Origin of the sequence: Pseudomonas fluorescens (assembly GCF_002022275.1) — a bacterium.
Lineage (GTDB): Bacteria > Pseudomonadota > Gammaproteobacteria > Pseudomonadales > Pseudomonadaceae > Aquipseudomonas > Aquipseudomonas fluorescens_AJ.
In genome coordinates, this window is record NZ_MSDF01000052.1 from 351,167 (window position 1) to 369,185 (window position 18,019).

At 62.6% G+C, this 18,019-nt stretch carries 13 protein-coding genes and 1 pseudogene; all 14 read left to right on the plus strand.

Translation table 11 applies throughout. The features are described from left to right. The first annotated feature begins 383 nt into the window (after positions 1–383). The 14 genes and pseudogenes from glgA (at position 384) to BFW87_RS26760 (ending at position 18,016) form a co-directional block, all read left to right on the plus strand. Positions 384–1,940 carry a glycogen synthase GlgA gene (glgA, locus tag BFW87_RS26700; protein ID WP_078742692.1) on the plus strand — a complete coding sequence of 519 codons (1,557 nt, stop codon included), beginning with the start codon at positions 384–386 and terminating at the stop codon, positions 1,938–1,940. Between the two features lie 20 nt (positions 1,941–1,960). Then, positions 1,961–3,706, plus strand: coding sequence for a malto-oligosyltrehalose trehalohydrolase (gene treZ / locus BFW87_RS26705; protein WP_078742693.1), 1,746 nt, complete (start codon positions 1,961–1,963; stop codon positions 3,704–3,706). After that, positions 3,703–5,787: a 4-alpha-glucanotransferase gene (gene malQ / locus BFW87_RS26710; RefSeq protein WP_078742694.1), complete on the plus strand. Its 2,085-nt coding sequence runs from the start codon at positions 3,703–3,705 to the stop codon at positions 5,785–5,787. Before treZ ends, malQ begins: the two co-directional genes overlap by 4 nt. After that, complete coding sequence (locus BFW87_RS26715; protein ID WP_078742695.1) at positions 5,784–8,534, plus strand: malto-oligosyltrehalose synthase; 2,751 nt, start codon at positions 5,784–5,786, stop codon at positions 8,532–8,534. Before malQ ends, BFW87_RS26715 begins: the two co-directional genes overlap by 4 nt. A 23-nt stretch (positions 8,535–8,557) precedes the next feature. Further along, positions 8,558–8,812 (plus strand): DUF2934 domain-containing protein, encoded by a 255-nt coding sequence (locus tag BFW87_RS26720; protein ID WP_078742696.1) that lies wholly within the window; start codon positions 8,558–8,560, stop codon positions 8,810–8,812. A 2-nt stretch (positions 8,813–8,814) separates the two neighbouring features. Further along, positions 8,815–8,916: pseudogene (locus BFW87_RS32665) on the plus strand (metal ABC transporter ATP-binding protein); the annotation flags it as partial. 93 nt (positions 8,917–9,009) lie between these two features. After that, the gene (gene glgX / locus BFW87_RS26725) at positions 9,010–11,169 is read left to right on the plus strand and encodes a glycogen debranching protein GlgX (RefSeq protein ID WP_078742697.1); all 2,160 of its coding nucleotides are present in this window, start codon (positions 9,010–9,012) and stop codon (positions 11,167–11,169) included. Position 11,170: 1 nt separating this feature from the next. Continuing rightward, entirely contained in the window at positions 11,171–12,169 is a 999-nt protein-coding gene (locus tag BFW87_RS26730) for an acyl-CoA dehydrogenase family protein (protein ID WP_078742698.1), read from the plus strand. Beyond that, the gene (locus BFW87_RS26735; protein WP_078742699.1) at positions 12,166–12,924 is read left to right on the plus strand and encodes a PIG-L deacetylase family protein; all 759 of its coding nucleotides are present in this window, start codon (positions 12,166–12,168) and stop codon (positions 12,922–12,924) included. Before BFW87_RS26730 ends, BFW87_RS26735 begins: the two co-directional genes overlap by 4 nt. After that, positions 12,921–13,520, plus strand: a complete 600-nt coding sequence (locus BFW87_RS26740; protein ID WP_078742700.1) for an SAM-dependent methyltransferase — start codon at positions 12,921–12,923, stop codon at positions 13,518–13,520. The genes BFW87_RS26735 and BFW87_RS26740 overlap by 4 nt, the downstream gene beginning before the upstream one ends. After that, positions 13,517–14,176 (plus strand): glycosyltransferase, encoded by a 660-nt coding sequence (locus BFW87_RS26745; RefSeq protein WP_078742701.1) that lies wholly within the window; start codon positions 13,517–13,519, stop codon positions 14,174–14,176. Before BFW87_RS26740 ends, BFW87_RS26745 begins: the two co-directional genes overlap by 4 nt. Positions 14,177–14,351: 175 nt before the next feature. Continuing rightward, on the plus strand, positions 14,352–15,113 hold the full coding sequence (locus BFW87_RS26750; protein ID WP_078742702.1) for a PIG-L deacetylase family protein: 762 nt from the start codon (positions 14,352–14,354) through the stop codon (positions 15,111–15,113). A gap of 143 nt (positions 15,114–15,256) precedes the next feature. Beyond that, complete coding sequence (locus tag BFW87_RS26755; RefSeq protein ID WP_078742703.1) at positions 15,257–16,276, plus strand: alpha/beta fold hydrolase; 1,020 nt, start codon at positions 15,257–15,259, stop codon at positions 16,274–16,276. 246 nt (positions 16,277–16,522) lie between these two features. Next, positions 16,523–18,016, plus strand: coding sequence for a methyl-accepting chemotaxis protein (locus BFW87_RS26760; RefSeq protein ID WP_078742704.1), 1,494 nt, complete (start codon positions 16,523–16,525; stop codon positions 18,014–18,016). Positions 18,017–18,019 lie beyond the last annotated feature (3 nt).

Here is an 18,019-nt window from a genome sequence, read left to right on the forward strand (position 1 = left end):
CAAGCAGGCTTGCCACAACACGTCCGCTCGCCACAGGTTAATAACCAGAGCCTTTGTCGTTAAAATATTTTTGTCCTACAAAATCTTCCTGAAAACCCTACAGGCTCTGGGATCTGTCCTAGACTCATGACCGATGGGTCCGTTCCAAAACAAAAACCCCGCAAAAAATCGAAACTTTCCAACTCTGCCGTAGGTCCAGTTTTAGGTAAGGCGTGTGTGTTCGGTTAACAGCCGATGCCCGTCCATCCAAACTATTTCTGCTTATCGTGCAACTGGCATAAGCCTTGCCAGATCTGTACAGCGCTTGCGCGCCTGGCCGCAGGATGCGGTCTTCGGAGCTAATGGCAGCGGGCCATTAGCCCACCAAAATGTGGGAGTGCATTATGATCAGTGCCGCTTTAGATACTCAGGGAGAGCGTGTTAGTCAGCCGGCAGGGGGGCCTACATCCTTGGCCGACCTGCCCAACACTGTGCGGCCGATCGTGAGTCAGAACCCGAATCGCAAGAAAGTGCTGTTTGTCACCTCCGAATTCGCCGACCTGGTGAAAACCGGCGGGCTGGGCGACGTGTCCGCTGCCCTGCCCCGCGCCATGGCGCATCTGCACGATGTGCGCGTGCTGATCCCGGGTTACCCGCAGGTGATGGAAAGCGACAACCCGATCCATATCATCGGCGAACTGGGTGGCCACGCTGCGCTGCCGCCGTGCAAGATCGGGCGCATGGACCTCAAGGACGGCCTGGTCATCTATGTACTGATCTGCCCCGAGCTCTATGAGCGCGAAGGCACGCCTTACGGCGCCAACAACGGCCGCGACTGGCCGGACAACCATATTCGCTTCGCCCGCCTGGGCCTGGCCGCTGCCGACATCGCCGCCAACCTGGCACAAATCCACTGGTGCCCGGACTTGGTGCACGCCCACGACTGGCCCGCTGGCCTGGCGCCGGCGTACATGCACTGGCGTGGTTCGCGCACGCCCACGCTGTTCACGATTCATAACCTGGCCTACCAGGGTGTGGTCAGCCTGGGTTGCACGCCTGAATTGGGAATTCCGCCGCATGCGCTGCAACAGGAAGGCATGGAGTTCTACGGCAAGATGTCGTTCCTCAAGGCTGGCATGGCGTATTCCAGCCATATCACAACCGTGAGCGCCACCTACGCCCAAGAAATCACCACCCCCGAATTCGGCTGTGGCCTGGACGGTTTTCTCGCCAGCAAGACCCAACAGGGTCTGCTCAGCGGTATCCCCAACGGCATTGAAGACAGCTGGGAGACCTCGACGGACTCGCACCTGACCCACAACTTCAACATTGGCGACTGGGACGGCAAGGCCGTCAACGCCGCGCACGTGCGTGAGCTGTTTGGCCTGCATGACTCCAGCGGCCCGCTGTTCGCGGTGGTGTCGCGCCTGGTCTATCAGAAAGGCCTGGACCTGACCGAAGCCGTCGCCAGCTTTATTGTTGAGAACGGCGGTCAAATCGCGATTATCGGTCGGGGTGAGCCTGAAGAAGAGCAAGCCATGCGTGAACTGGCGCTGCGCTTCCCAGGCCAAGTGGGTGTGCGTATCGGCTTCAATGAAACCGATGCCCGCCGTATGTTCGCCGGCAGTGACTTCCTGCTGATGCCGTCGCGCTATGAACCGTGCGGCCTGAGCCAGATGTACGCCCAGCGCTTCGGCTCGCTGCCGGTCGCGCGCAACACCGGCGGTTTGGCCGACACCATAGAAAATGGCGTCACCGGCTTCCTGTTCAATGAATCGACCGTCGACAGCTATAAAGAAGCGCTGACCCGCGCCTTCAAGGTGTTCGACTACCCGGGCCTGCTCAACGCCATGCGTTCGCGCGCCATGACTCAACCGTTCAACTGGAGCCAGGCGGTAGAACCCTACGCCGAGCTGTACGAGCAACTGGTGGCTAAAGCACTGGGGAAATCCGCAAAATAATCAAAGGGAGGTCTCTATAGATGCCGTTACGGACTCTGGAAACCTGGCCCCACGGCGCAATCATGCTGGACGCGCAACACACGCGTTTTGCCTTGTGGGCGCCAGACGCGTTTTATGTGAGCGTTGAATTGGAAAACGGCAAATCGGTCGCCATGCTGCCTCAGGCGGAAGGCTGGTTTGAAACCGAAATAGCGTGCCCGGCGGGCACGCGCTACCGCTACAACATCGACGGCGAACTGGATGTTCCCGACCCGGCGTCCAGGGCTCAGGCACTGGACGTGCACGGTTGGAGCCTGGTCGTCGACCCGCTCGCCTATCAATGGCGGCACAGCAACTGGCAAGGCCGCCCGTGGCATGAGGCGGTGATCTACGAACTGCATGTGGGCGCGCTGGGCGGGTATGCCGCCGTCGAGGCCCAACTGCCACGCCTGGCTGAACTGGGCGTTACGGCGATTGAGTTGATGCCGTTGGCGCAATTTCCCGGCGAGCGCAACTGGGGTTACGACGGGGTTCTGCCCTACGCGCCCCAAGCCTCCTATGGTTCCCCCGAACAGCTCAAGCAACTGATCGACAGCGCCCATGAACACGGCCTGGCGGTGATCCTCGACGTGGTCTACAACCACTTCGGCCCGGACGGCAACTACCTCGGCCAGTACGCTAAAAATTTCTTTCAGGAAGACGTACACACGCCGTGGGGCGCGGGTATTGATTTCGACCGCCGTGAAGTGCGTGACTTTTTTCTCGATAACGCGCTGATGTGGTTGCTGGAATACCGCTTCGACGGCTTGCGCCTGGACGCGGTGCACGCGATCGACAACCCCGGTTTCTTGAAGGAGTTGGCCCAACGCGTGCGCGAACAAGCCGACATTGGCCGCCATGTATGGCTGGTGCTGGAGAATGAATTCAACCAGGCCAGCCTGCTGGAACACGACTTCGACGCGCAATGGAACGATGACGGGCATAACGCCCTGCACGTGCTGCTGACCGGCGAAACCGACGCGTACTACAGCGACTTCGCCAAAGACACCACCGCCAAGCTGGCGCGCTGCCTGGGTGAAGGCTTCATCTATCAGGGCGAATCCACCCGCCACGGCCATGTGCGCGGCGAGCCTAGCGGGCATTTGCCGCCGAGCGCCTTTGTGCTGTTTTTGCAAAACCATGACCAGATCGGCAACCGTGCCTTTGGCGAGCGCCTGCATCAGCTGTGTTCGCCCCAGGCGCTGAAGGCCGCGACCGCGTTGCTGCTGCTGTCGCCGATGATCCCGTTGATGTTCATGGGCGATGAAACCAACGCCGCTGAACCCTTTCTGTTTTTTACCGATCACCATGGCGAACTCGCCGAAGCCGTGCGCGAAGGCCGTCGCAACGAGTTTGCCGACTTCGCAGCGTTTAAAGACCCCGAGCGTCGTGAGCACATTCCCGACCCCAACGCCCTGCCGACATTCCTGCAATCGTCGCCGACCTTCAGCGACAACGAACACGCGCAGTTCTATCGCCAACTGCTGAGCCTGCGCCACCGGCATATCGTGCCGCACCTGCCCGGCAGCGTGGCGTTGGGTGCGCAGGTGCTGGCAAATGGCGCCGTCTCAGCGCGCTGGCGCCTGGGCAATGGCAGCGTGTTGCAGATTGACTTGAACTTGAGCGCCACCGCGCTGGATTACCCGGCGCCGCCCCACCTGCTATTCGAGACGCCCGCCCATGACGAGGCGCAGTTGGCGCCGTTCAGCGTGCGCGTCGCCCTATCCCCTGTTGGAGAGCACTCTTGAGCGAAGCGAACCTGGAAATACTCGCCAGCCGCGCGGGCCTGGCCGTCGACTGGATCGACGCTAACGGCCGCCCGCAACATGTGAAACCCGACGCCCTGCGTGCCGTTCTCAAAGGTTTGGGCCACCCGGCCGACACGGACGCCGAGATCGACGCCAGCCTGCTCGAACTGGAGCAGGTGCAACAAGACAAACACTTGCCGCCACTGCTGACAGTGGACAGCGGCGAAGGCCTGGACCTGGCGCGCTATTTCGAGCCCGACACGCTGTGTCGGGTCAGTCTGGAAGGCGGCGAAACCCTGGAGCTGCGCCTCGACGGCAGCGCTGTGTTACCCGGCGTGATCGCCCTTGGCTATCACCAGGTGCATATCGCCGACCAGACTTTCACCCTGGCCGTAGCCCCCACTCACTGCTACAGCGTGGCCGAAGCGGTCGACACCCAAACCGCCCGCGCCTGGGGCCTGAGCGCGCAACTGTATGCGCTGCGCCGCCTCGGTGACGGCGGTTTCGGTGACACCCTGGCGCTCGAGCACCTGGTTCGTTCTGCGGCCGAGCGCGGCGCCGACGCCGTGGCCATCAGCCCGATGCACGCGATGTTCAGCGCCGACCCCGAGCGCTACAGCCCGTATTCGCCGTCCAGCCGTCTGTTCCTCAACAGCTTGTACGCCTCGCCGGGCTGCATTCTTGGCGAGCGCGAGGTGCGCAACGCCATCGAAGCCGCGGGTATTGAGGATGAACTGCATACGCTGGAGCAACTGACCCTGATCGACTGGCCAGCCGCCGCCAAGGCCAAGCAACGCCTGCTGCGCGCCCTGTATGAAGACTTCCGCCACGGTGGGCATCCGCAACACGCCGACTTCCTGAGCTTCCGTCAGGCCGGTGGCGAAGCGCTGGAAAACCATTGCCGTTTCGAAGCCGTGCAAACGGTGCGCGCGGCCGCTGGCGAGGACCTTGACTGGCGGCATTGGCCCGAGGCGTGGCGCAACCCGCAAAGCCCGGCGCTGACGGAGTTCGCCGAACAGCACCGCGACGAAATCGGTTACTTCGCCTTCAGCCAATGGCTGATCGCACGCAGCCTTGCCCGTGCGCAACAGGCCGCCAAGGGCAGCGGCATGGGCGTCGGTTTGATCGCCGATCTGGCCGTCGGCGCCGACGGCGGTGGCAGCCAGGCCTGGAGCCGCCAGGATGAACTGCTCGCCGACCTCACCGTGGGCGCGCCGCCGGACATTCTCAACCGTGCGGGCCAGGGCTGGGGGATTTCCGCGTTTTCCCCCGAAGGCCTCAAACGTCATGGCTTTCGTGCATTTATCGAGATGCTGCGCGCCAACTTCGCCCACGCCGGTGGCCTGCGCATCGACCATGTGATGGGCCTGCAACGTTTGTGGGTGATCCCCATGGATGCCTCGCCCCGCGAAGGCGCGTACCTGTATTACCCGGTGGACGACATGCTGCGCCTGCTGGCGTTGGAATCCCATCGTCATCAAGCCATCGTGCTCGGCGAAGACCTGGGCACAGTGCCCGATGGCCTGCGCGAAAAACTTATCGGCCGTTCGATTCTGGGCATGCGCGTGCTGCTGTTCGAGCAAGGTCACGACGGCCAGTTCAAGCCGATCCTCGATTGGCCGGACAATGCCCTGGCGACCACCAGCACCCATGACCTGCCCACTCTCAATGGCTGGTGGCACAGCCGGGATATCGAGTGGAACATTCAGCTCGGCCTGATCGACGCGCCCACCGTGGAGCAATGGAGCGAGCACCGTCTGCGCGAACGTCAGGCGCTGCGTCAGGCCTTGAGCCAGGACCCGCAGAACTTTGTCGATGAGATCCGCAACGACACCGACCACATGATCGACGCCAGCGTGCGTTACCTCGGCCACACCCGTGCGCCGCTGGTGTTGCTGCCGCTGGAAGATGCGCTGGGCATCGAGGAGCAAGCCAACCTGCCCGGCACCACCGATACCCATCCCAACTGGCGCCGTCGCCTGCCGGGCGAGGCCGCGAGCCTGCTTGACAATGACAACGCCGCCCGCCGCCTCGAATTGCTGGCCGTCGCGCGCAACCAAGCCCATGAGCGTGACCGATGAAAGCTGTTCCCCTGCGCGCTACCCAGCGCCTGCAATTCCATAAAGGTTTCACCCTGGACGATGCGGTGCCACTGGTGCCGTATTTCGCCCGGCTAGGCATCAGCCATGTGTATGCCTCCCCTTTGCTCAGCGCTCGCGCCGGCTCCATGCACGGCTATGACGTGGTGGACCCGACCACGGTAAACCCCGAACTCGGCGGCGAACCGGCGTTGCGCCGCCTGGTCGCGGCGCTGCGCGAACATCAGATGGGGCTGATCCTCGATATCGTCTCCAACCATATGGCAGTCGGTGGCGCGGATAACCCGTGGTGGCTGGACCTGCTGGAATGGGGGCGTTTGAGCCCCTACAGCGAATTTTTCGACATTCAGTGGCACTCGCCCGACCCGCTGCTCAAAGGCCAGTTATTGATGCCATTTCTGGGCAGCGATTACGGCGAGGCCCTGCAAACCGGCACCCTTACCCTGAAGTTCTACGCGGCCCACGGCGCGTTTTATGTGGAGCATTACGAACATCGCTTCCCCATCTGCCCTCGGGATTACGCGGCCATTCTGGGCACTGATGAACTGCTCAAACCCTTGGCGGACCGCTTTACCGCGCTCTCCTATCAGGATGACGCCCATGCCGAAGCCGGCTGGCTGAAACACGCGCTGGCCGAAAGGGCCACTGAAGTGTTGCCGGCCATCGAACAGCGCCTGGCCGAGTTCGACGGCCGCCAGCCCGAAGGTTTCAAGCGCCTGCACCACTTGCTGGAGCAACAGACGTATCGCCTCGCCAGCTGGCGCACGGCGGCGGACGATATCAACTGGCGGCGCTTCTTCGACGTCAACGAACTGGGCGGCTTGCGGGTTGAGCGTACCGCCGTGTTTGAAGCCACCCATGGCAAGATTTTCGAGCTGATCAGCGAAGGGTTGGTCGACGGCCTGCGCATCGACCATATCGACGGCCTCGCCGACCCGCGCGGTTACTGCCGCAAGCTGCGACGCCGGGTGGATTCACTCTCGCCTGCACGGCACTTGCCGATCTTCGTCGAAAAAATCCTCGGCGAAGGTGAAACCCTGCGCGAAGACTGGCAGGTGGACGGCACCACCGGCTATGAATTCATGAATCAGCTGTCGCTGCTGCAACACGCTCCGGCGGGCTTTGCGCCCTTGGCCCAATTGTGGACGCAGCACAGTGAGCGGCCTTCGGCGTTTATCGAAGAAGCCCGACTGGCGCGCCAGCAAATCCTCAACGGCTCACTCGGCGGCGATTTTGAAAGCGTGGCGCAGGCCCTGCTGCAAGTGGCCCGCGACGATGTGATGACCCGCGACCTGACCCTGGGCGCGATCCGCCGCGCGTTGCAGGAACTGATCGTGCATTTCCCGGTGTACCGCACCTATATCAGCGCCCGTGGCCGTAGCGCGGCCGACGATGTGTTCTTTCAGCAGGCCATGGAAGGTGCGCGCAGCACCCTGGGTGAAGGCGACTGGCCGGTGCTCGAGCACCTTGCAAAATCCCTCGGGGGCGAGCCCTGGCGCAACCGCCCGGTGGGCCGTGAACGCAAGATCCTCAAGCATGCCTGCGTGCGCTTTCAGCAGTTGACTTCACCCGCCGCCGCCAAGGCCGTGGAGGACACCGCGTTCTATCGCTCGGCGGTGCTGCTGTCGCGCAATGACGTGGGCTTCAGCACCGAGCAGTTCAGTGCGCCGGTGGCCGAATTTCACGCGATAAACGCGCACCGCTTGCAGACCTTCCCGGACAACCTGCTGGCCACCGCCACCCACGACCACAAACGCGGCGAAGACAGCCGCGCACGCTTGGCGGTGCTCAGCGAATGCGCGCCGTGGTACGCCGAGCAGGTTGAGCACTGGCGCAGCCTCGCCGCGCCTTTGCGCACCGATGCCAACAGCCCGTCGGCGGGCGATGAGCTGATTCTGTACCAGGCATTGCTCGGTAGCTGGCCGCTCGACTCGAACCTGGAGGGTTATCAGGAACGCCTGTGGCAGTGGCAGCAGAAAGCCCTGCGCGAAGCCAAATTGCAGAGCAGCTGGAGCGCGCCCAACGAGGCCTATGAACAAGGCGTCGAAGCGTTCCTCTCGCGGCTGATACTCAGCGATGAGGGCCTCGCGTTGCGTACAGCCATTGCTGACGCCGCCCAGGCCATCGCGCCGGCTGGGGCCTTGAACGGGCTGGCGCAATCCTTGCTTCGAATCACAGTGCCGGGTGTACCGGACCTGTACCAGGGCGCTGAGTTCTGGGACTTCAGCCTGGTGGACCCGGACAACCGCCGCCCGGTGGATTTCAGCGCACGGCAACAGGCGCTGGAAACCCCGCCGGACATCGATGAACTGTTGTTGAACTGGCGCGACGGGCGTATCAAACAAGCGATGATTGCCCAAGTGTTGGCGCTGCGAACGGTCGACCCCGAACTGTTTCGCAGCGGCCGTTACACACCGCTGCACGTCACGGGCAAACACGCTGATCACGTCGTCGCATTCAGTCGCGAACACAACGGCGCACACCTGCTGGTGGTGGTACCCCGGTGGTCCCATCGCCTGCTGGAAAACGGTGTGTTGCCTCACATCAATGCGCAGGTTTGGGGCGATACGCGGGTGAAATTACCGTTCGCCGCCACAACACAAAACTGGAAGGGACTTTTTCACACAGGCGCAGTCACACCAGACAAGGAGCTGCTGATCAGCACTGCCCTGGGGGATTTCCCGGTCAATGTCTTTATCAATATCAATCCTGATGATCAAGAAAGCTGAAATTTTCTGCGAGGAATATTGTGATGAGTACTGAAGACAAACGTATCCGCGAATTGGCGCATCAGATCTGGGAATCGGAAGGTAAACCCCAGGGCGAAGACGCGCGCCACTGGGAGATGGCACGCAAGCTGGCGGAAGCGGAAGCGCTGACGCCGAGCAAGCCAAAGCCTGCGGCCAAGCCGAAAACCGCGCCTAAGCCGCCTCCCAAAGCCAAGCCTGCCGCCGCGAAACCTGCGGCGCCGAAAAAGCCCAAGGCGCCGCCCAAGCCAGCGGGCTAAACATCTTCCCCCCTGTGGGAGCGGGCTTGCTCGCGAAGGCGTCGGCACACACAACATTGCTGTTGCCTGACACTCCGCATTCGCGAGCAAGCCCGCTCCCACAAGGGACCGCACTCCGATCTGAATAACGACCTGGCACACAGCCAGCACGGCCGCGTTCGGCCTGAAAAAAGACCCCTTGCAGGAGCAATTCAACAATGAGCAAACCCGATAAAAGCCAACCGACGCCGGAAAACGAGCCGTCGCGGATTCGTGAAGGTTTGCCCTTCCCCCTCGGCGCGACCTGGGACGGCCTGGGCGTCAACTTCGCGTTGTTCTCCGCCAATGCCACTAAGGTCGAGCTGTGCCTGTTCGACGATTCCGGCGAAGTGGAGCTGGAGCGTATCGAACTGCCCGAATACACCGACGAAACCTTCCACGGCTACCTGCCCGACGCCCATCCCGGGCTGATTTACGGCTACCGCGTGTATGGTGCGTATGACCCGGCCAACGGCCACCGCTTCAACCACAACAAATTGCTGATCGACCCCTACGCCAAACAGCTGGTGGGCGAACTGAAATGGTCCGAGGCGCTGTTCGGCTACACCATCGGCCACCCCGACGACGACCTCAGCTTCGACGAGCGCGACAGCGCACCATTCGTGCCCAAGTGCAAAGTCATCGACCCGGCCCACACCTGGGGCAACGACCAGCCGGTGCGGGTGCCGTGGGATCGCACGATCATCTATGAAACCCATTTGCGCGGCATCAGCATGCGTCACCCTTCGGTGGGTGAATCGGTACGCGGCACCTGCGCCGGGTTAATGGAAGATGATGTGCTCAAGCACATTCGCCAGTTGGGTGTGTCGTCCGTGGAGCTGTTGCCGGTGCACGCCTTCGTCAATGACCAGCACCTGCTGCAAAAAGGCATGACCAACTACTGGGGCTACAACAGCATCGCGTTTTTCGCCCCCGACCCGCGCTACCTGGCCAGCGGCAAGATCGCCGAGTTCAAGGAAATGGTCGCGCACCTGCACGAAGCCAAGCTGGAAGTGATTCTGGACGTGGTCTACAACCACACCGCCGAAGGCAACGAGCGCGGCCCGACCCTGTCGATGCGCGGTATCGACAACGCCTCGTACTACCGGTTGATGCCCGACGACAAGCGCTTCTACATCAACGACTCCGGCACCGGCAATACCCTGGACCTGAGCCACCCTTGCGTGTTGCAGATGGTCACCGACTCCCTGCGTTACTGGGCCACCGAGATGCACGTGGACGGTTTCCGCTTTGACCTGGCGACGATTCTGGGCCGCTACCGCGACGGTTTCGACGAGCGCCACAGCTTCCTCGTGGCGTGCCGCCAAGACCCGGTGCTGCGCCAGTTGAAGATGATTGCCGAGCCGTGGGACTGCGGCCCCGGCGGCTACCAAGTGGGTAAATTCCCGCCGGGCTGGGTGGAATGGAACGACCGCTTCCGCGACACCGTGCGCGCCTTCTGGAAAGGCGACGACGGCCAACTGGCTGACTTTGCCGCGCGCATGACCGCTTCGGGCGAGATGTTCAACCACCGGGGACGCCGGCCATACAGCTCGGTGAACTTCATCACTGCTCACGACGGCTTCACCCTGCACGACTTGGTGTCGTACAACGACAAGCACAACGAAGCCAACGATGAGAACAACCAGGACGGCAGCAACAATAACCTGTCCTGGAACCATGGCGTTGAAGGCCCCACCGACGACCCGGAAATCAACGCCCTGCGCCTGCGCCAGATGCGCAATTTTTTCGCCACCCTGCTGCTGTCCCAAGGCACGCCGATGCTGGTGGCCGGTGACGAATTCGCGCGCACCCAGCACGGTAATAACAATGCGTATTGCCAGGACAGCGAAATCGGCTGGGTCAACTGGGACCTGGACGACGATGGCAAGGCGCTGCTCAAGTTTGTAAAACGCTTGATCAAGCTGCGCCTGGCGTACCCGATCCTGCGCCGTGGACGCTTCCTGGTCGGCGACTACAACGAAGACATCGGCGTCAAGGACGTCACCTGGCTGGCGCCGGATGGCAACGAAATGAGCACCGAGCAGTGGCAAGACAGCCACGGTCGCTGCCTGGGCATGTTGATGGATGGCCGCGCCCAGGAGACCGGGATTCGCCGTGCCGGTGCCGACGCAACGTTGTTGCTGGTGGTCAACGCCCACCACGACATGGTCAATTTCCGCCTGCCACCGGTACCGGAAGGTGAGTTCTGGACTTGCATGCTCGACACCAATGCGCCAGCGGTACGTGGCCAGGAACGCTTTGATTTCGACCACGAGTACGCCGTCACCGGCCGCTCGCTGTTGCTGTTCGAATTGCAGCGCGACGACGAGGTGTGACATGGCCCTGCACGGATTCCTTCAAGGCTACCGGGGCTATGCGGACACGCAAGCCCTGGGCGATGCCCTGAAGGCACTTCAGGAGGAAGGCCTGGACCAACTGCCATTGCCCGGCAGCGGCCAGACATTGGCGCGCTTCAGCCGCCTGGCGCAGGTGGCCGGGCATGACTTGCGTCTGTGCAAGTTGTTTGAGGGGCACACTGATGCGTTGGCGATCATCGCCGAACTCGACAGCCCTTTGCCGCCTTTGGGCAGTACGTGGGGCATGTGGGCCGCCGAGCCGCCGACGGCGAAGGTGCGCGTGCGTCGCGACGGGCAGTGGCTGATCGTTGATGGGCGCAAAGCCTGGTGTTCCGGGGCCGCAGTGGTCAGCCATGGGCTGCTGACGGCGTGGGATGAAGATGATCGCCAGCAATTGGTCGCCGTGGCGATGGACCAGCCGGGTATCCGTGTGACCGATGAGGGCTGGAATGCCGTGGGCATGGCGGCCACCGGCAGTGTCGAAGTGATCTTCAATGAGGCCCGCGGCATCGCCATTGGCGGGCCAGGTGATTACCTCGCCCGCCCGGGTTTCTGGCAAGGCGGAATCGGTATCGCCGCGTGCTGGTATGGCGCAGCGCAGCGCCTGGCGGAAGCCTTGCGTGAGCAGTGCAGCAAACGCCCCGAACCCCATGCGCTGGCGCACTTGGGTGCGGTGGACAGTGTGTTGAACAGCGCCGCCTGTGTGCTGCGTGACAGTGCCGATCAAATTGACCGCGAGCCGTCGGCCGACGCCCGCCAGATCGCCCAGCAGGCGCGTGCATGCATCGAAGATACCGTCGAACAGGTGATCCACCATGTCGGGCGGGCACTCGGCGCAGGGCCTTATTGCAAGGACCCGCACTTCGCCCAATTGATGGCGGACTTGCCGGTGTATGTGCGCCAAAGCCATGCCGAACGCGACCTGGCCGCCTTGGGCGAACAGGTGGCCGGTGAACCCACAGGGAGGTGGCAACTATGAAACCCAATCCGATTGTCGGCCAAGGCACGCCGTTGCATCAGTGGCAGGCCTCGGCGCATATGGCCGAGTTGCCGCAGATCAGCGTCGAGCAATTGGTGCCTGAAGGCCATCGCGCCGTGATCATTGCGCCGCATCCGGACGATGAAGTGCTCGGCTGCGGCGGCTTGTTGCAGGGCTTGGCAGCACTGGGTCGGCCGATCCAGCTGATTTCCGTGACCGATGGCAGTGCCAGCCATCCGGGCTCGAGGCGTTGGCCGGTGGAGCGTTTGAGTGTGGTGCGCCCGCAGGAGTCGGCCCAGGCCCTGCACCGCCTGGGCTTGCCGCTGCACAGTCTGAAATGGCTGCGGGCGGGTTTTTCCGACAGCAACGTGGCGGCACGGGAAGACGAACTGGCGGCGTTTATCCAGCGTCATCTCAAACCCAATGATGTGTTGTTCACCACGTGGCGCGAAGACGGGCATTGCGACCATGAAGCGGTCGGCCGTGCCAGCGCCAAGGCGGCGCACGCAGCGGGTGCCACTGTCTACGAACTGCCGGTGTGGACCTGGCATTGGGCAACCCCCGAAGACAGCCAGGTGCCGTGGCACCGTGCGCGCAAAATTCCCCTGACACCCGAGGCTGTGGCGCGCAAACGTCACGCTATTCATGCGTTCGCCAGCCAGTTGGAAGGCGACCCGCAGATCGGCCTGCCGCCGGTACTGGCGCCGTATGTGGTGGAACGGCTGCTGCAACCCTTTGAAGTGGTGTTTGTATGAGCGTTGCCACCCCCTATTTCGATCAACTGTTCGCCGGAAACGACGACCCGTGGGCCTTCCGTCAACGCTGGTACGAGCGTCGCAAGCGCGCCTTGACGCTCGCGGTGCTGACTCGTCCGCGCTACGCGTCGGTATTCGAGCCCGGCTGTGCCAACGGCGAACTGAGCGCTGAACTGGCGCCTCGGTGTGATCGCTTGCTGTGCTGTGACACGGCAACTGCCGCCGTCGCCCTGGCGCAAACCCGCTTGCTGGGGTTCGCCCACGCGCAGGTGCAGCACAGTCGATTGCCGGAACAATGGCCCGCCGGCCCTTTTGACCTCATCGTGCTGAGTGAGCTGTGTTATTACCTCGACGCCGATGACTTGACGCTTTTGATCGACCGCGCCCTCGCCTCGTTGACCGCCGACGGCCAACTGCTTGCCTGTCATTGGCGCCCGCCCATTGAAGGTTGCCCACAAACAGCTGAACAGGTGCATGCCCTGCTGCAACAGCGGCTGGGTATGACCCCCGTCGCGCAGCACCACGAAAGTGATTTCCTGCTCGACCTGTGGAGCCGCGACGCGACGTCGGTCGCACGCCACGAGGGCTTGCGATGATCGGCATTCTGATCCCCGTGCATAACGAAGAAGCGTTGCTGGGCGACTGCCTGAAAGCCGCCATGATTGCCGCTAGCCACCCGGGACTGCTCGGCGAAGAGGTCGTGATCCTGGCAGTGCTCGACAGTTGCAGCGATGGCAGTAAGGCGATTGCCCAGGCGTACCCGGTGCAAAGCCTGCACGTGCAGGCGCGTAATGTCGGGCACGTGCGCGGCGTGGGCGCGCGGCACTTGTTGAACCAGGGCGCGCGCTGGATTTCCTGCACCGACGCTGACAGCCGCGTCGCCCCCGACTGGCTGGTGGCGCAACTGGCACTGGGGGTCGACGCGGTCTGCGGCACAGTGACGGTGGATGCCTGGAGCGAGGGTTTCGACTCGGCCGCGCAGATCCGCTACAACCAGGCGTATGAGGCCCGCGACGGCCATCGGCATGTTCACGGTGCCAATCTGGGCGTCAGCGCCGGCGCTTACGTGCAAGCCGGTGGGTTCGAGCCGCTGGCCTGTCACGAAGACGTGCAGCTGGTACGCGACCTCGAGCGCTGCGGCGCCTCCATCGCCTGGAGCCACACGCCGCAAGTGATCACCAGCGCCCGCCTCGATTGCCGTGCCGAAGGCGGTTTTGGCGACTATTTGAAGAGCCTGATGCAGGCCATCTGAAAAAATCCAAGTTTCGAGATGTTAGAGCAGTGAATCCTTGTCTATGCTGACAGGGCCTTGCTGGCACTCCAGGGTTGGAGTGCCGCACCTCACCGCAGCGGAGTCTGTGGTGATTAATAAGAGTCGTCCCGTTAACGGGGCACGACCCAGTATCGATGACAAGGATGTGACACCCATGAAACCTGCCTCCTTAGGCGAGGGCCGTCGCGGCCCCGCGCAAATCTGGAACAGTGCGCCGCAGTTGGCGCAAATCCCCGCCATTACCCCTTCATCACTGGTGCCCTCGGGCGCACGTGTGGTGGTGATTGCGCCTCATCCAGGCGATGAGGTGCTGGCCTGCGGCGGGCTGCTGCAGATACTCAGCACCCTGGAACACCCGCTGCTGTTGATTTCCATCACCGATGGCAGCGCCAGTCATCCCGGCTCCCACACTTGGCCGGCGAGCCGCCTGAGTGTCATTCGGCCCCAGGAAAGCGCCGAGGCCTTGCGCCGCCTGGGCATGCCATTGCACAGCCTGAAGTGGATTCGCGGGGGGTTTCGCGACGATGCACTGGCGGCCAGCGAGCAGCCCATGAGCCAATTTATCGCGCGTTACCTGCAACCCGGCGACGTGGTGTTCACCACCTGGCGCAACGACGGCAACCCCGACCACGATGCCGTCGGCCGTGCCAGCGCCAAGGCGTGCACCCTGATGAGTGCGCGGCTGTATGAGTTGCCCATCTGGGCCTGGCACTGGCCGGTACGCGAAGGCGCGGTGATTCCGTGGCAGCGCGCACGCAAAGTGCGCCTGGACACCTGGAGCGTGGCGCGCAAGCTGCACGCCACCCATGCGTACGCCAGCCAATTGGTCGGTGACCCGGAAATCGGGCTGGCCCCGATGCTTGCCCAGGAGTTGCTGGAGCGGATGCGCGAGCCTTACGAAATCGTGTTTTCGTAGCCGCCCACGCTTGATGTATCGCAGTGTGTACAGCGGCCACTGCGATACATAACGTTTAACCCGTAGCCTTGGCTGAAATACTTCCGATACACCGCAGCGTTCAACTGTGTGCCCGGCACCCATCAAGCCCCAGGAGGCTCGCCATGCACACCCCGTTGACTCGCCGCTCCACTTTTCTGGCCTTTGCGCTGCTGCAGTTCGGTGTGATTGGCGCTGCCAGTGCCGAGATGCCGGACATCAATATCCCGAGTGTCGCCAGCCACTCCGCACTCGGTGCACTCAAGCACGTGAAGGCCGGCCTCCTTGATGTGGCGTATGCCGAGGTCGGCCCGGCCAAGGGTCAGGTGGTCATTCTGCTGCACGGCTGGCCTTACGACATCGACAGCTACGCCAACGTGGCGCCCCTATTGGCTGCCAAGGGCTACCGCGTGTTGATTCCGTATGCACGCGGCTATGGCGATACGCGTTTTCTGTCGGATAAAACCCTGCGCAATGGCGAGCCTGCGGCGCTGGCCCAGGATGTGATCGACTTTATGGACGCACTGAACATCCAGCAAGCGGTACTCGGTGGTTACGACTGGGGCGCACGCTCGGCGGATATTGTCTCGGCGCTATGGCCGCAGCGGGTAAAAGCGCTGGTGTCGGTCAGCGGTTATTTGATCGGCAACCAGGCGGCGGGCAAAAATCCGTTGCCGCCCAAAGCTGAATTGCAGTGGTGGTACCAATTTTACTTCGCCACTGACCGCGGCGCCGCCGGCTACCAGAACAACACCCGCGATTTTGCCAAACTGATCTGGCAAACCGCCTCGCCGAAATGGGCGTTCGACGACGCCACGTTCGCGCGCAGCGCCAAGGGCCTGGAGAACCCCGACCACGTCGCCATCACCGTCTTCAACTACCGCTGGCGCCTGGGCCTGGTACAAGGCGAAGCAAGGTATGCGGCGCTCGAGCAAGCGCTGGCGCAAGCGCCTGCCATCGGCGTGCCGACCATTACGCTGGAAGGCGACGCGAACGGTGCGCCCCACCCTCAGCCTGAGGACTATGCCAAACGTTTCACCGGCAAGTATGCCTTCCGCCTGGTCAGCGGAGGTATTGGCCATAACTTGCCGCAAGAGGCGCCTGAGGCGTTCGCCCAGGCGGTGATTGACGCGGATCATCTGTGAATTACACCTGTGGGAGCGGGCTTGCCCGCGAATGCGGAGTGTCAGTCACCCAATTCCAGGACTGATACACCGCTATTGCAGGCAAGCCAGCTCCCACAGTAGGACGCCGTCGTATCCGAACACGCGACGCCGGAATGCTTGGCAAGGCCTCAAGTCGCCCTCAATGATGCCGATATGCTATTGCCAGCCCGGACGGTGGCACGTTGTATGCCTTGATCCTGGCTCGACTACAAGGAGTAAGCATAAATGCCCGTCCGCACGCGTTTTCTGGAGCACTACCGCAAGGCCGACCGCATCATGCTGGCGTTGATCTGGCTGATGTTCGGGTTCTCACTGGGCCTGGCGTTCTGGCACGACACGCTGATTCAGGCGGTGGTCGTCGGTGGCGGCACCGCCGTGTTGCTCACGGCACTGTACCGCGCCTGGGGCGGCACGCGTTTGATGCGTTGCGTGCTCGGCGCCGGCTTGATGGTGATGGCGGCGCTGCACATCAACCAGGCGCAGGGCGTGATCGAATCGCACTTTGGCATTTTCGCGCTGTTGGCGGTGCTGACGTTTTATCGCGACTGGCTGCCTATTCTGGTGGCTGCGGCGACCATTGCCGTACACCATGTGGTGTTTCATGCCCTGCAACACGAAGGCTTTCCGGTGTTTGTGATGGACCATCACGGTGGCTGGAGCATGGTGTTTGTTCACGCGTTCTACGTGGTGATGGAGACGGTCGCGCTGTTGTATCTGGCCATTCATAGCCAGCGCGAAGCGGTCGAAAGCCAGGAAATGCTTGAGAAGATGCTGGCGGTGACGTCGCAGTTCACCGTGGAAACCGCCAAAGGCAAAGACAAGGCGCACGTGTCCCTGGCCACGCGCTTCGACCATTTCCTGGGACAGATCACCCTCTTGATCGACGGCGTTGCCCGCGACTCCCAGGGGCTTGGCCAACTGGGCCAGGCACTGGCAAGTGCCAGCGGCACCCTTGAAACCGGTGCCCGCCATCAGCTGGCAGAAATTACTCAGATGACCGGCTCGATGCAGCGCATGGACGACGCCATGGGCCACATCACCCTGCACGTTGAAGAAGCGGTGGAGCACGCCGGCAAGGCCAGCGCACAAATCGTGCGAGGCCAGGAAAGCGTTGGCCGCGCCCAGCTGGAAATCACCCAGTTGGCCTCTCGCATCAATGGCACCAACCAGACCGTACAGGGCCTGGCTGTACAGGCCGAGCAAATCGGCTCGGTGCTTGAGGTGATCAGCAGCATCGCCAACCAGACCAACCTGCTCGCGCTCAATGCCGCCATCGAAGCGGCGCGGGCCGGGGAACAGGGCCGTGGCTTTGCCGTGGTCGCCGATGAGGTGCGCAGCCTGGCCCAACGCACGGCGGTGTCGACCCAGGAAATCAAACAGATCATCCAAGGCTTGCAGCAAGGCAGCCGTCAGGCCGTGGAAGCCATGCACGACAGCCAGCAAGGCGTGGAGCGCTGCGTGCAAGACAGTCAACTGGCGGTCGAGATGTTGCAGGCAGTGGGCGCCGACATTGCGCACATCGATCAGCTCAATGGCCGAATTGTCACCACCACGCGCGAGCAGTCCAGCGCGAACCTGGAAATTGTCGGGCGCTTGCAGGCGGTGCAGAGCATTGCGCAAAGCACCGCAGACGATGTGGAAACCCTGGCGCGCAGCAGTGAGCAGTTGCCACCGATTGCGGTCCGCCTGGATGCGTTGGGGCGCAGGTTTCACCCTTAGGTT